The following is an 11,860-nucleotide window of genomic DNA, read 5'->3' on the forward strand; positions in this document are numbered from 1 at the left end:
ATGAAATTGAGTATAGATTTGCATATCCATTCAGCATTATCACCATGTGGAGATAATGAAATGACTCCTAATAATATTGTAAATATGGCCTATTTAAAAGGACTAGATGTAATAGCAGTAACTGATCACAATACAATGTTGAATGCAAAACCTGTAATGGAATTAGGGAAAGAGAAAAATATTCTTGTTATTCCAGGAATAGAAGTTACAACCAAAGAAGAAGTTCATGTGTTATGTTATTTCAAAGAATTAAAATCAGGGATGAAATTTCAAGATATTATTTATGACAATCTTCCTAATGTGAAAAATAATACTGAAGTATTTGGAAAACAGTTAATTTTCAATAAAAAGGATAAAGTAATAGGAGAGGTTAATAAACTTTTAATAAATAGTACTAACTTTTCATTATCTGAGATAAGAGATTTAGCTATAAAATATGGTGGAGTAGTTGTACCTGCACATATAGATAAAAAAGCCTATAGTATAATATCAGTATTAGGTTTTATGCCAGATAATTTAAAGTTTAATACAGTTGAAATTTCAGTTAACCAAGATTATAGCTTATTGGACAAGTTTATAGATATAGGTAACTATAATGTTATAGTAAATTCAGATGCCCATTATTTAGGTGATATTAATGAGAGGATATCATTTATTGATGTTAAGGATAAAACTATTGGGTCAGTAATTAGCTATTTAGTCAAAAAACGGAGGAATAAAGTATGAAGGAATTATCATTGCATATACTTGACCTTGCACAAAATTCTTTAAAAGCTGATGCAAATAAAGTTATTATTACTATTGTAGAAGATTTAGAAAAAAATAAATTTATAATTGAAATAGAAGATGATGGTAAGGGAATGGATAAAGAATTATTAAAAATTGCAGATGATCCTTTTTTTACAACTAGAAAAACAAGAAAGGTAGGCTTAGGTCTATCTCTTATGAAAGCTACTGCTGAAAGATGTGACGGAAACTTTAAAATAGAATCAAAGAAAAATAAAGGTACTAAGGTATTATGTAGTTTAAAGCATGATCATATTGATAGGCCACCATTAGGGAATATTGGAGAAACAATAATGATACTGTTAAATAATGAACAAAGTGTAGAGATTTTTTATAGACACTATTATAATAAAAAGAGTTTTACTTTTAATACTTTAGAAGTAAAAGAAATGTTGAAAGATGTCGATATTAGAACTAATGAAGTGTTATTATGGATAAAAGATTATATAAATGAAAACATAAAAAATCTTTATACTGTGTAAAATTCTTTGATAAAAAAATAATAATCTGTACAATTCAACACAAAAATGTTATAATTGGATTCAGAAAAAATAAAATAGGAACCCTTATGTCGGGTTCCTAAAATTTTGTCTAATATTGTCGGTGGAAAAACGTTTTACCAATGTCGAATTTTTATTTAAGGGAAAATATTGGACAAGTTTTGTAGATTTAGTCATATCTTAAAGTCTACTTTAATATTTATTTTATAGAATTTATAGTTTGGCTATTTATTTTTTTCTAGCATCTTGTATACAAAATTATTATTAATTAACTTTAAATCTTATAAATAAGAGGTGAAGTGAAATGAAATTAGAGAAACTCACATTTAAAGGTGGAGTTCATCCCCCACATTATAAAGAGTTTACTGAAAAGGTTCCAATTGAAAGAGCAAAGGAACCTAAAACTGTCTATATTCCATTACAACAACATATTGGAGCACCTTGTGAGCCTTTAGTTAAGGTTGGTGACAAGGTTAAAGTAGGACAAAAAATAGGACAATCTGATGCTTTTGTATCAGCACCTATTCATTCTAGTATTTCAGGAACTGTAAAGAAAATTACTCCTATGGTAACTCCAACAGGTTCTAAAACTTTAACTGTAGTTATAGAATCAGATGGGAGCAATGAAGTGGATGAAAGCATTAAATCAAAAGGAGATTTAGATTCGCTGACAAAAGAAGAGATAGTTAAAATAGTAAAAGAAGCGGGTATTACTGGATTAGGTGGTGCTAGTTTCCCAACACATGTTAAACTATCACCTCCACCTGAAAAGAAAATTGATACTGTAATTTTAAATGGTGCAGAATGTGAGCCATATTTAACAGCAGACCACAGATTAATGCTTGAAGAACCACAAAAAGTAGTATTTGGCCTTAAAGCTATTATGAAAGTATTTGGTGTAAAAAAAGGCTTTATAGGTATTGAAACTAATAAGCCAGATGCTATTGAGAAAATGAGAGAAGCGGTTGCTAATGAACCTAATATAGAAGTTGCTACTTTAGTAACAAAATATCCTCAAGGATGTGAAAAAAGACTAATAAATGCCGTAACAGGTAGAGAAGTTCCATCAGGAGGACTACCTATGGATGTAGGTGTTGCTGTAAACAATGTAGGAACAGCTGCGAAAGTTGCTGAAGCTATACAAACAGGAATGCCTCTAATTGAAAGGATAGTAACTATAACAGGTAGTGCTGTAAAAGAACCAAAGAATCTAGTAGTAAAAATTGGTACACCATTTAAAGAGATTATTGAACAATGTGGTGGTTATAAAGGAAACCCAGGAAAAATAGTAATGGGTGGACCAATGATGGGAATTGCTCAGCATACAGATGAAGTTCCTGTAATAAAGGGAACATCAGGAATTTTAGTGTTGAGTGAAGAGGAGGCTAAATTACCTGAACCTCAACCATGTATAAGATGTGGTAAGTGTGTAGACATTTGTCCAGTCCATTTACAACCATTATTTATAAGCCAATTCTCACTTAAGGGAATGTATGATGAAGCTGAACAATATAATGCTCTAGATTGTATAGAATGTGGCTCTTGTTCATTTATTTGTCCTTCAAAGAGACCACTTGTTCATTCAATTAGAGTAGCTAAAAGAGAAATAATTGCAAAAAGAAAAAAAGCTAAATAATAGGAGGGAGAACAGTGGAAGGAAAATTAATAGCTACATCTTCTCCACATATTAGGTCAAATGAGACTGTAACTAGAGTAATGTTAGATGTAGTAATTGCTCTTTTACCGGCGACTTTAGCAGGAATTTACTATTTTAAATTTAATGCTTTAAAGTTAATTGTTCTTGCTATAGTTTCTGCTGTGGTATCAGAAGCCCTTATGCAGAAACTATTTAACAAACCGATTACAATTAATGATTTGAGTGCAGTAGTAACAGGACTTTTACTTGCATTTAATATACCTCCAACTGCCCCATGGTGGATACCAGTTATTGGTTCAGCCTTTGCTATAATAATAGTAAAGCAATTATTCGGAGGGTTAGGACATAACTTTATGAATCCAGCTTTAGCAGCAAGGGCTATGCTTTTAGCTTCATGGCCAGTAATTATGACAAATTGGGTTACTCCAGGAGCTGATGCTGTAAGTACGGCAACACCTTTAGGAATTTTAGGTGGTGAAGCAGCAGGAGCATCAATGCCCTCACTTACTAATCTTTTAATTGGTAATATTGGAGGTTGTATTGGTGAGACTTCAGCACTTGCATTATTAATAGGAGCTGCTTACCTGTTCTATAGAGGTGTAATTAACTGGAGAATACCAATTCCTTATATTGCTACAGTTGGTATAATGACAATGATATTTGGTGGCGGATTTACTAATATGCTTTATCATATTTTTGCAGGAGGTTTAATACTAGGAGCATTTTACATGGCAACAGACTATGCATCATCACCAGTTACTTCAAGGGGACAAATAATCTTTGGAATTGGTTGTGGTTTAATAACTTCTATTATTAGACTTTATGGAGGTTACCCTGAAGGGGTTTCATATTCAATACTTCTAATGAATTTAGCAGCGCCATTACTTGACAAATATACACGTCCAAGAGTTTTTGGTGAGGTGAAGCAAAATGCGTGAGATAGTTAAATTAGGATTAATATTACTATTAATTACTTCAGCGGCGGCTGTAGTATTAGGTTTATCTAATGCTGCTACTATTGGGACTATTGAAGCTGTTGAGGCAAAAGCAAGTGAAGTTGCAAGGAAAGAAGTTTTACCTGAAGCAGAAAACTTCAAAACTTTAGAGGAAGAAAAACTTAATGAAATATTAAATGGAAATGAGAAGGTTTTAGAAGTTTATGCTGGGTATAAAGGTGAAAATATAGTTGGATATGCAATAAAAACAGCTACTCCAGGTTATGGAGGTAATGTAGAAGTTATTACAGGTATTTCAACAGAAGGAAAGATAACAGGAATTAAGGTAGTTAAGCATCAAGAAACTCCAGGATTAGGTGCAAATGCAACAAGTGCTGAATTCCAAAATCAATATAAAGATATGAATACATCAAAAGAAATCACAGTAGTTAAAACTCAACCAAGTAATGAAAATGAAATACAGGCTCTAACAGGAGCTACAATAACTTCAGATGCTGTTACTAATGGAGTAAATATAGCGAGAGAATTGTTTAATAATAAGCTTTCAAAATAGACTCTGCAATAAGTCGGAGGTGAAAAAATGAGTATTATAAAGACTTTTAAAAATGGATTATTAAAGGAAAACCCAATATTTATACAGCTTTTAGGAATGTGTCCTACGCTAGCTGTTACTACGACAGCTACTGATGGTCTTGCGATGGGACTTGCAACAACAACAGTATTAGTTAGTGCCAATCTTGTAGTATCCTTATTAAGAAAGTTAATTCCAAGCAAAATTCGTATACCATCTTATATAGTAATAATTGCTACTTTTGTTACACTTATTGACATGTTTATGCATGCATATGCTATTGATTTATATAGATCTTTAGGATTATTTATACCATTAATCGTTGTTAACTGTTTAATACTAGGTAGAGCAGAATCATTTGCTTCAAAAAATACTCCAGTAAGAGCAATTTCCGATGGATTAGGTATGGGTATTGGATTTGCTTGGGCCCTTACTCTACTTGGTAGTGTTAGAGAATTATTAGGTGCAGGAAGCATTTTTGGAATTAGTGTATTTGGTGAAGCTTTTAAACCTGCAATAATTATGATACTACCTCCTGGTGCATTCTTAGCACTTGGTATATTAGTTGGAATATATAATTGGTTAAGTAAGAAAAGGGCAGCTAATGCATAAAAGGAGGGTTATAGATGGATTTTGGAAATCTTTTCGTTATTTTAATAAGTGCAATATTAGTTAATAACTTTGTATTATCAAGGTTCTTAGGTATTTGTCCGTTCCTTGGGGTTTCTAAACAAGTAGAAACAGCCTTTGGAATGGGTATGGCAGTTACATTTGTTATGACATTATCATCTATAATTACGTATATAATTCATCATACAATATTAGATAAATTAGGTTTAGAGTATCTGCAAACTATTGCGTTTATACTAGTAATTGCTTCACTTGTACAGTTAGTTGAAATGTTTATCCAAAAGGCCAGCCCAACACTATATCAAGCATTAGGGGTTTACCTACCATTAATTACAACTAACTGTGCTGTACTTGGATTAGCTATTATTAATATCCAAGAAGAATACAACCTATTACAAACTATTGTTCATTCAATTGGAGCGGCAATTGGTTTTTCATTAGCAATAGTACTATTTGCAGGTATAAGAGAAAGATTAGCCCTTGCTGATGTTCCTGAATCATTACAAGGGTTTCCAATAGCACTTATAACAGCAGGATTAATGTCAATAGCATTTCTAGGCTTTGCAGGTCTTGTATAGGAGGTGAAATTAAATGGTAGATAGTATATTATACCCAATATTGAGTCTTGGAGGATTAGGCCTATTATTTGGTGCAGGCCTTGCAATAGCTTCAAAGGTGTTTGCAGTTGAAGTTGACCCAAAGGTTGAAAAAATTAGAGCTGCTCTTCCAGGGGCAAACTGTGGTGCTTGTGGTTATCCTGGATGTGATGGATTTGCTAATGCAGTAGCAGAAGGAAAAGCACCAGTAAATGGTTGTCCGGTAGGAGGAGCAGATACTACAGAAAAAATCGGAGAAATTATGGGTGTAAGTGCTGGTGCAGGAGAGAAGAAAGTTGCGAGAGTTATCTGTGGAGGAACATGTGAAAATGCTAAAGAAAAGTATGAATACATGGGAATAAAAGATTGTAAAGCTGCTTCTTTAGTATCAAACGGAAGTAAATCATGTGAATATGGCTGTCTTGGTTTAGGAACATGTGTAGATGTTTGTCCTTTTGATGCTATAGAAATAGTTGATGGTATAGCAAAAATTGATCCTGACAAATGTACAGCCTGCGAAAAATGTATTAAAGCGTGCCCAAAATCTGTTATTGAGTTAATACCATATAGTCAAAATGTTGTAGTAGAATGTAATAGTAATGAATTTGGAAAAGATGTTAAAGTTAAATGTACTACTGGTTGTATAGGATGTCAGTTATGTGTAAAAGCGTGTCCATTTGATGCTATGGAGTTTGAAAATAAATTAGCAAAGATAAATTATGATAAATGTACAAATTGTATGATCTGTGCAGAAAAATGCCCTACAAATGCAATATATGCTGATTTTTCAGCTAGAAAAAAGGCTGAAATAGATCCTGATAACTGCGTAGGATGTACAATTTGTAAAAAGAATTGCCCAGTTGAAGCTATAGAGGGAGAGCTAAAAGAAAATCACAAAGTTATAGAAGATAAATGTATTGGTTGTGGAGTTTGTGCAGAAAAATGTCCAAAAGATGCAATAACATTAAAATAAGTAAAAAGCCCTGCTGACTAAGCAGGGCTTTTTTACTAAAATAGTGTATATTAAATAATAACTAATTTGAGAAAACACTCAAATTTTGATTTATTATTTTCGAATATATATGATATAGAAAAGAAGGTGCTTTATATGCGGAAATTGATGAAAAAATTGTTACTTGTATTTGACATTTATAAGTGGTAAACTTTAATTGTAATAATTTGTATGTTAGATTTAATTTTTGTGAGAGGTGACTATATGACAAAATGGGACAAACTATTAATTGTATTTGTTCTAGTTGCAAGTTTATTAGGATTATATTATGTTAAAGGAATTGCATCGAACAATTCTACAAAGTATATTTTAATAGAGGTTGATGGAGAACAATATAAAAAAATTTCTTTCGGTAATAATATGATAGGTGAAACGATAGAAGTAAAAACAGAGTATGGATATAACAAGTTAGAAATAGGAGATGGAAGAGTAAGGATAATTGAAGCAGATTGTCCCGATAAATTAGATGTTAAACAAGGCTGGATTTCAAATCCAGGTCAAGTAATTGTATGTTTGCCAAATAGGCTAGTTGTTGAAATAATTACAGAAAATAATGAAGATAAAGAATTAGACTATATGAGTTATTAAGAGAGAGTGATAATATTGAGTAGGATAAAAAAGATAATTTTCTTAGCTTTATTGGTAGCTTTGGGACTTGCCTTAAGTATAATTGAATCAACAATACCAGTACCTTTTATTGCCCCTGGGGCAAAACTAGGACTTGCTAATATAGTATCATTGATAACCTTAGTTATTTTCGGGTTTAAAAGTGCAATAACAGTGGCAATATTAAGAAGTATAACATTTACTTTAGCCACAGGTAATTTTTCAAGTTTATTTTACAGCTTATCAGGTAGTGTTTTAAGTGTTATTGTAATGTTTTGTATCTATAAATATTTCTCAAGTTATTTTAGCCTTATAGGTGTAAGTATTTTTGGGGCAATTGCACATAATGTTGCCCAAATAAGTGTTGCAAGTATCATAATGGAAAATATAAAGATTTTTTCTTATTTGCCTATTATGAGCTTAACAAGCTTATTTACAGGTTATTTTGTTGGTTTGAGTTCTATATTTATTACTGATAAATTTAAAAAAGTATTGAATAAGGCATTATATTAACATAAACTTAAGGAGGTTAATAATGAGAACAAGAAATAGAAGTTCTTTAGTATTGATTATTTTGTTAATTGTTGGTATAGTAATTGGCGGAGTAATAGGCGATCTATTAAGCGACAAACTTCCGATTTTATCCAAAAGTTATCCTGTTGGATTAAAAGAACCAGTTCATCTTGATCTAAAGGTTGTAGATTTAACCTTTGGGTTATTGGTAAATATAAACGTAGCGAGTATTATTGGTTTAATATTGTCAATATTAATATTTAGAAAATTGTAAGGTGATGTTATGAAGAAATTAATATTAGCCTCATCATCCCCGAGAAGAAAAGATATACTATCAAAATATAATATTGATATCAAAATAGTTGAGAGTAATATTAATGAAAAAATATCACAAAATGAGAGACCTAAGGATATTGCAATGTCATTAGCTTTTCAAAAAGCTTATGGTGTTGCCTTAAAAGTAGATAAAGGGGAAGTAGTCTTAGCCGCTGATACTATTGTAGTTTATAAAGGAAAAATTTTAGGTAAACCTCAAGATAGAGGTGAAGCTATAGATATGCTTTTAAACTTAAATGGCAAGGAACATTATGTAATAACAGGATTAGCTATTATAAAAGCAGGTACTAAGACTAAAGTTGTCGATTATGAAAAAACAAAGGTTAAGTTTAGAAATCTAGATAGAAACAAGATTATTTCATATGTTAATACAGGTGAATATTCAGATAAGGCAGGAGCTTATGGTATACAAGGGTATGGTTCAATACTAGTTGACAAAATAGATGGTTCATATTCTAACGTAGTGGGATTGCCAATCTCAAAAGTGGATTATCTTTTAGAAAAATTTTTTAATATAAAATTACTTTAATTTTTTATGGGGGAGCTATGAAAAAAGATATTAATTATACTATTAAAGATTTACCTGAAGAAGAAAGGCCTAGAGAAAAGCTTTGTAAATATGGTCCTAAGGTATTGTCCAATGCAGAGTTACTAGCTATAATTATAAGAACGGGTAATAAAAACGATACAGCTATAGAGCTTTCACAAAAATTACTATCTATTGATAAAAGAGGATTAGAATTATTTGTTGACTCTTCTTTGGAAGAATTGACATCAGTAAAGGGAATAGGAAAATGTAAAGCGGCTCAGATACTTGCTGCTGTTGAGCTAGGCAAGCGAATATCCTGTTCTAGTAACAAAAATAGAATTAAGATTACTTCACCATTGGATGTTGCTAATTTACTAATGGAAGAAATGAAATATTTAAAAAAAGAATTTTTTAAAATTATTATGTTAGATGTTAAGAATTATATTATAACTATAGAGGATATTTCTATAGGTAGTCTTAGTTCATCTATCGTACATCCAAGGGAAGTATTTAAAAATGCTATTAAAAGGAGTAGCTCGTCGATAATCTTAATTCATAACCATCCAAGTGGAGACCCTTCACCCAGTAAGGAAGACATATCTATAACAAAACGTTTGGTTGAAGGGGGTAAAATTTTGGGAATAAATGTCTTAGATCATATTATTATAGGAAATGGCAAATATATTAGCTTAAAAGAAAAAGATATAATATAATTAGCTATAATTAGGAAGGAGAAAGCAAAAATGATGGGAATTATGAAATTTTTCACAAGAGATATGGGAATAGACCTAGGTACTGCAAACACTCTTGTATACGTAAAAGGTAAGGGAATAGTTATAAGAGAACCCTCAGTTGTAGCAATAAAATCAGATACTAAAGAAGTTTTAGCTGTAGGTGAAGAAGCTAAAAGAATGATAGGTAGAACTCCTGGAAATATAATTGCAATTAGACCAATGAAAGACGGTGTGATTGCTGATTTTGATATTACTCAGAGTATGTTACAGCATTTTATTAAGAAAATATATCCTAGACGTACACTAATTCAGCCTAGAGTAGTAGTTTGTGTGCCATCTGGAGTAACAGAGGTAGAAAAAAGGGCTGTGGAAGAAGCTGCAAAGCAAGCTGGAGCTAGAGAGGCATATTTAATTGAAGAACCGATGGCAGCAGCTATAGGTGCTGGATTACCAGTAGACCAACCAACTGGAAGTATGGTTGTTGATATTGGTGGAGGTACTACTGAAGTAGCAATAATATCACTAGGTGGTATAGTAACTAGTAAGTCTATAAGAATTGGTGGAGATGAACTTGATGAAGCAATAGTTCAATATGTTAAAAAGGCATATAATTTAATGATTGGAGAAAGAACTGCTGAAGATGTAAAAATACAGATAGGTTCAGCAGATCCAAAAACTAAAGAACAAAAAATGAAAATACGAGGAAGAGACTTAGTTTCAGGTTTACCAAAAACTATAGAAATTACGTCTACTGAAATAGTTGAGGCATTAAAGGAACCAGTAACAAGTATAATTGATGCTATCAAGTATACTCTTGAAAAAACTCCACCTGAATTAGCGGCAGATATAATGGAGCAAGGTATTATGCTAACTGGTGGGGGAGGACTTCTTGAAGGTTTAGACAGACTAGTAAAGAAAGAAACTGGAATGCCAGTTCATGTAGCAGAAAATCCTCTTGATTGTGTAGCAATGGGAACAGGGAAGACTATTGAAGAAATAGAGGTATTAAAGAAGGTTTTAATTTCTACTAATAAGTTAGGTTAAGTGGTGATTACAAATGTCTAAATTTAATAAATATAAGGGTAGAATGATAGTAACATTCGTTACTATCATTCTCATTATTATTATAGGTTTAACTGCTAGTGGCAAAGTGAAGATAAAGTTTGGACAAGACATTATAGGTAGGATTACTATGCCTGTACAAAAGGTATTTTACAATATTGGTGAATTTTTTTCTAATGGATTTCACAATGCTACTAATTTTTTTAACCTTAAAGAAGAAAATGAAAAACTTAAGGCAAAGATAGCTAAATTAGAAAGGGAAAATAGGATATTAGAAGATGTTATAAGTAGAGAAGAATATTTAGAGAAAGAAGCTAAATTAAAAGAAAAAACAGATTTTAACTTAACTGAAGCACAAATTATTGGAAAATCACCAGAAAACTGGTTTGATAGATTCTTAATTGATAAAGGAGAAAAGGATGGCATCAAAAAAGGGGATATTATAATACATGCTGTAGAGTTTGATGATGAAATAATTGAAGCAGGATTAGTAGGAAGAGTTATTGAAGTAGGAGATAATTGGTCAAAGGGATTGGCAATTATAGATGAAGGAAGTAAAGTCGCCTTTAAAGTTATAAGGACTCAAGATGGTGGTATAATTAGAGGAAGTATTCAAGGTGAAATTACTGGATATTTATTTGATATGGAATCTGATGTGGTAAAAGGTGATAAATTAATGACTTCTGGATTAGGTGATATATTTATTGGCGACTTATATATTGGTAAGGTGAGTGAAGTAATTAAAGAAAAGGAAGAATTGATAGAAAATATAGTTGTAGAGCCTGCTGTTAATTTTAAAAAGCTAAATGAGGTTTTTGTTATTACTGGAAATAAAGAGTAAAAGGGGTTAGCATTTTGAAAAAAAGGACAATTTTTGTCATATTAGTAATAAACTTGATTTTGCAATCTACTTTATTTCAATTTATAAAAATATTTAATATAATTCCTAACACTTCACTAATTTTAATTGTATCATTTGCTTTATTAAAAGGAGAAAAATTTGGCGCCTATATTGGACTATTCACCGGTTTATTGCAGGATATTCTATATAGTGATGCTATAGGAGTTTTTGCATTTGTTTATTTTATTATTGGTTATAGTGTTGGGTGGATGAATCAAAAAGTATTTAAAGACAATCTGTTTATACCTTTTATATTCACAATATTAGCAACTGTTTCATATCATTTGTTTTATGGGTTTATTATGTATTTTCTAGCAGTTGATATTCATGGTTTTGCAATTATTAAAAGCATACTAATTCCTGAATTAATAATAAATTCCCTTTTATCAATGTTTATATATAGTAAAATTAGAAATTTAAACACAAAGCCTTCAACTAATTATAAAATGCTAATGAGAATGAGAAGGTGAT

General features: G+C 31.2%; 16 protein-coding genes. All 16 read left to right on the plus strand.

The annotated features are described in order from the left end of the window. Positions 1-726, plus strand: coding sequence for a PHP domain-containing protein (locus tag BET03_RS05105; RefSeq protein ID WP_120167977.1), 726 nt, complete (start codon positions 1-3; stop codon positions 724-726). Continuing rightward, complete coding sequence (locus BET03_RS05110) at positions 723-1,268, plus strand: ATP-binding protein (protein ID WP_120167979.1); 546 nt, start codon at positions 723-725, stop codon at positions 1,266-1,268. Before BET03_RS05105 ends, BET03_RS05110 begins: the two co-directional genes overlap by 4 nt. Before the next feature lie 322 nt (positions 1,269-1,590). Next, positions 1,591-2,922: an electron transport complex subunit RsxC gene (rsxC, locus tag BET03_RS05115; protein ID WP_120167981.1), complete on the plus strand. Its 1,332-nt coding sequence runs from the start codon at positions 1,591-1,593 to the stop codon at positions 2,920-2,922. A gap of 14 nt (positions 2,923-2,936) precedes the next feature. Next, positions 2,937-3,881 carry an RnfABCDGE type electron transport complex subunit D gene (locus tag BET03_RS05120; protein ID WP_120167983.1) on the plus strand — a complete coding sequence of 315 codons (945 nt, stop codon included), beginning with the start codon at positions 2,937-2,939 and terminating at the stop codon, positions 3,879-3,881. Continuing rightward, positions 3,874-4,452 carry an RnfABCDGE type electron transport complex subunit G gene (locus tag BET03_RS05125; protein WP_120167985.1) on the plus strand — a complete coding sequence of 193 codons (579 nt, stop codon included), beginning with the start codon at positions 3,874-3,876 and terminating at the stop codon, positions 4,450-4,452. The genes BET03_RS05120 and BET03_RS05125 overlap by 8 nt, the downstream gene beginning before the upstream one ends. A gap of 27 nt (positions 4,453-4,479) precedes the next feature. Beyond that, on the plus strand, positions 4,480-5,082 hold the full coding sequence (rsxE, locus tag BET03_RS05130; protein WP_120167987.1) for an electron transport complex subunit RsxE: 603 nt from the start codon (positions 4,480-4,482) through the stop codon (positions 5,080-5,082). 14 nt (positions 5,083-5,096) lie between these two features. Then, the gene (gene rsxA, locus BET03_RS05135) at positions 5,097-5,678 is read left to right on the plus strand and encodes an electron transport complex subunit RsxA (protein ID WP_120167989.1); all 582 of its coding nucleotides are present in this window, start codon (positions 5,097-5,099) and stop codon (positions 5,676-5,678) included. A gap of 13 nt (positions 5,679-5,691) precedes the next feature. Next, positions 5,692-6,669, plus strand: coding sequence for an RnfABCDGE type electron transport complex subunit B (locus BET03_RS05140; RefSeq protein ID WP_120167991.1), 978 nt, complete (start codon positions 5,692-5,694; stop codon positions 6,667-6,669). A gap of 243 nt (positions 6,670-6,912) precedes the next feature. Continuing rightward, a complete protein-coding gene (locus BET03_RS05145; RefSeq protein ID WP_120167993.1) occupies positions 6,913-7,296 on the plus strand; it encodes a NusG domain II-containing protein in 384 nt (127 codons plus the stop codon). A 15-nt stretch (positions 7,297-7,311) separates the two neighbouring features. Next, complete coding sequence (locus BET03_RS05150) at positions 7,312-7,827, plus strand: Gx transporter family protein (RefSeq protein WP_120167995.1); 516 nt, start codon at positions 7,312-7,314, stop codon at positions 7,825-7,827. Positions 7,828-7,849: 22 nt separating this feature from the next. Further along, a complete protein-coding gene (locus tag BET03_RS05155; protein ID WP_120167997.1) occupies positions 7,850-8,101 on the plus strand; it encodes a DUF4321 domain-containing protein in 252 nt (83 codons plus the stop codon). Positions 8,102-8,110: 9 nt separating this feature from the next. Then, complete coding sequence (locus tag BET03_RS05160; protein WP_120167999.1) at positions 8,111-8,692, plus strand: nucleoside triphosphate pyrophosphatase; 582 nt, start codon at positions 8,111-8,113, stop codon at positions 8,690-8,692. A 17-nt stretch (positions 8,693-8,709) separates the two neighbouring features. Then, a complete protein-coding gene (gene radC, locus BET03_RS05165) occupies positions 8,710-9,405 on the plus strand; it encodes a RadC family protein (RefSeq protein WP_120168001.1) in 696 nt (231 codons plus the stop codon). Positions 9,406-9,438: 33 nt separating this feature from the next. Beyond that, on the plus strand, positions 9,439-10,470 hold the full coding sequence (locus BET03_RS05170) for a rod shape-determining protein (protein WP_279230349.1): 1,032 nt from the start codon (positions 9,439-9,441) through the stop codon (positions 10,468-10,470). Positions 10,471-10,483: 13 nt separating this feature from the next. Further along, positions 10,484-11,329 carry a rod shape-determining protein MreC gene (gene mreC, locus BET03_RS05175; RefSeq protein WP_120168003.1) on the plus strand — a complete coding sequence of 282 codons (846 nt, stop codon included), beginning with the start codon at positions 10,484-10,486 and terminating at the stop codon, positions 11,327-11,329. 14 nt (positions 11,330-11,343) lie between these two features. Continuing rightward, on the plus strand, positions 11,344-11,859 hold the full coding sequence (gene mreD, locus BET03_RS05180) for a rod shape-determining protein MreD (RefSeq protein WP_207666036.1): 516 nt from the start codon (positions 11,344-11,346) through the stop codon (positions 11,857-11,859). Position 11,860: the final 1 nt, after the last annotated feature.

The organism is Thermohalobacter berrensis (assembly GCF_003609645.1).
In the GTDB taxonomy this organism is placed as follows: Bacteria; Bacillota; Clostridia; order Tissierellales; family Thermohalobacteraceae; genus Thermohalobacter; species Thermohalobacter berrensis.

Bases quoted from the DNA above. Each gene is read 5' to 3' on its own strand.
- rsxE (WP_120167987.1), top strand. From the start codon at position 4,480: ATGAGTATTATAAAGACTTTTAAAAATGGATTATTAAAGGAAAACCCA.
- rsxA (WP_120167989.1), top strand. From the start codon at position 5,097: ATGGATTTTGGAAATCTTTTCGTTATTTTAATAAGTGCAATATTAGTT.
- rsxC (WP_120167981.1), top strand. From the start codon at position 1,591: ATGAAATTAGAGAAACTCACATTTAAAGGTGGAGTTCATCCCCCACAT.
- BET03_RS05155 (WP_120167997.1), top strand. From the start codon at position 7,850: ATGAGAACAAGAAATAGAAGTTCTTTAGTATTGATTATTTTGTTAATT.
- radC (WP_120168001.1), top strand. From the start codon at position 8,710: ATGAAAAAAGATATTAATTATACTATTAAAGATTTACCTGAAGAAGAA.
- BET03_RS05145 (WP_120167993.1), top strand. From the start codon at position 6,913: ATGACAAAATGGGACAAACTATTAATTGTATTTGTTCTAGTTGCAAGT.
- BET03_RS05105 (WP_120167977.1), top strand. From the start codon at position 1: ATGAAATTGAGTATAGATTTGCATATCCATTCAGCATTATCACCATGT.
- BET03_RS05160 (WP_120167999.1), top strand. From the start codon at position 8,111: ATGAAGAAATTAATATTAGCCTCATCATCCCCGAGAAGAAAAGATATA.
- BET03_RS05170 (WP_279230349.1), top strand. From the start codon at position 9,439: ATGGGAATTATGAAATTTTTCACAAGAGATATGGGAATAGACCTAGGT.
- BET03_RS05110 (WP_120167979.1), top strand. From the start codon at position 723: ATGAAGGAATTATCATTGCATATACTTGACCTTGCACAAAATTCTTTA.
- BET03_RS05125 (WP_120167985.1), top strand. From the start codon at position 3,874: ATGCGTGAGATAGTTAAATTAGGATTAATATTACTATTAATTACTTCA.
- mreC (WP_120168003.1), top strand. From the start codon at position 10,484: ATGTCTAAATTTAATAAATATAAGGGTAGAATGATAGTAACATTCGTT.
- BET03_RS05140 (WP_120167991.1), top strand. From the start codon at position 5,692: ATGGTAGATAGTATATTATACCCAATATTGAGTCTTGGAGGATTAGGC.